The sequence below is a fragment of the Mesorhizobium sp. M1E.F.Ca.ET.063.01.1.1 genome, from assembly GCF_003998155.1.
Classification (GTDB): Bacteria; Pseudomonadota; Alphaproteobacteria; order Rhizobiales; family Rhizobiaceae; genus Mesorhizobium.
Genome location: NZ_RZSC01001017.1, coordinates 1 through 1719 on the forward strand (window position 1 = coordinate 1; position 1719 = coordinate 1719).

The 1719-nt window shown below is 65.6% G+C and carries 1 protein-coding gene and 1 pseudogene; both read right to left on the reverse strand.

The annotated features are described in order from the left end of the window. The coding region (locus EOA29_RS35490; protein WP_189479099.1) for an FUSC family protein at positions 1-342 on the reverse strand (342 nt) is incomplete at its 3' end. 43 nt (positions 343-385) lie between these two features. Continuing rightward, positions 386-1696 (reverse strand): annotated as a pseudogene (locus EOA29_RS35495) (toprim domain-containing protein); the annotation flags it as partial. Positions 1697-1719 lie beyond the last annotated feature (23 nt).

A 1719-nucleotide genomic window follows, 5' to 3' on the forward strand; every position in this document is an offset into this window, starting at 1 on the left:
GACGAGCGTGCAGATGCCGATCCACACCGCCAGCGCCGTCACCAGCACCCAGGGATTGGTGCCGAACAGCGATGTGATGCCGATTGCGGCCAGGCCGCCGGCCAGCGTTCCGAGCAGCCGGTAGAAGCCCTTGGCCAGCACCATGCCGGCGACCGGCTGGGCGACGATGAAGACCGTCATCATCGCCCATTGCGGATGATCGAGGTTGAGGGCGTAGGCGGCAAGCAGCGCGATCAGCCCGGCCGAAACCGTGCGCAGGGCAAAAATCCAGTCCGAGCGCGTCGGCTGGGTCAGGCCGTTCAGCGGTATCTCGACAAACTCTTTCAGCCGCGTCCAGGCCACATCAAAGTCTCCGTATCGGAGCCTGTTATGGACCAGTCCGCGTTCAGATATCCAGCACGTCGGCTTCGGCGAACTCGGCGCGTTCCTGGATGAAGCGGAAGCGCGCTTCAGGCTTGGTGCCCATCAGCGCGTCGACGGTATCCTTGGTCGCCGCCTCGGCTTCGCTCACGTCGACCCTGAGCAGCGTGCGCTTCCTCGGATCCATCGTGGTCTCCTTGAGCTGCGAGGCCATCATCTCGCCAAGCCCTTTGAAGCGGCCGATCTCGACCTTGCCGCGCCCGGTGAATTCGGTGCGCAGCAGCTCGTCCTTGTGCGCGTCGTCGCGGGCATAGGCCACCTTGCCGCCCTGCCGGATCGAATAGAGCGGCGGCACGGCCATATAGAGATGGCCGCCGCGGACGAGGTTCGGCATCTCCTGGTAGAAGAAGGTGATCAGCAGCGAGGCGATATGCGCGCCGTCGACATCGGCGTCTGTCATGATGATCACGCGGTCGTAGCGCAGGTCCTCGTCGCGGTATTTCGTGCGCGTGCCGCAGCCGAGCGCCTGGATCAGGTCGGAGATCTGCTGGTTGGCCGCAAGCTTGTCGTTGCCGGCGCTGGCGACGTTGAGGATCTTGCCGCGCAGCGGCAGCACCGCCTGGCTGGCACGATCGCGCGCCTGCTTGGCCGAGCCGCCGGCCGAGTCGCCTTCGACGATGAAGAGCTCGGCGCCGGCGGCGGCGTTCTGCGTACAGTCGGCGAGCTTGCCGGGCAGCCGCAGCTTGCGCACCGCGCTCTTGCGCGAGACTTCCTTTTCCTGGCGCCGGCGCACCCGCTCGTCGGCGCGCGCGATCACCCATTCGAGAAGCTTCGAGGCTTCCTGCGGGTTGTCGGCCAGCCAATGATCGAACGGGTCGCGGATGGCGGTCTCGACGATGCGCATCGCCTCGATCGTCGCCAGCCTGTCCTTGGTCTGGCCGACGAATTCCGGCTCGCGGATGAATACCGACAGCATGCCGGCGGCCGAGATCATGACGTCTTCGGTGGTGATGATCGAGGCGCGCTTGTTGCCGATCAGGTCGGCATAGGCGCGAAGACCGCGCGTCAGCACGTTGCGGAGGCCGGCCTCGTGCGTACCGCCTTCGCCGGTGGGAATCGTGTTGCAGTAGGAGTTGAGGAAGCCGTCACCGCCGAACCAGGTCACCGCCCATTCCAGCGAGCCGTGGCCGCCTTGCTTGTCGCTTTTTCCCGCGAAGACCTCGCGCGTGACCTGGAACTCGTCGCCGAGCGTGGCCTTGAGATAATCCTTCAGGCCGCCGGGGAAATGGAATTCGGCCTTGGCTGGGGTGGTGTCCTTGCCCTTGATCAGCGAGGGCTACAGCGCCGCCGACATCGAAG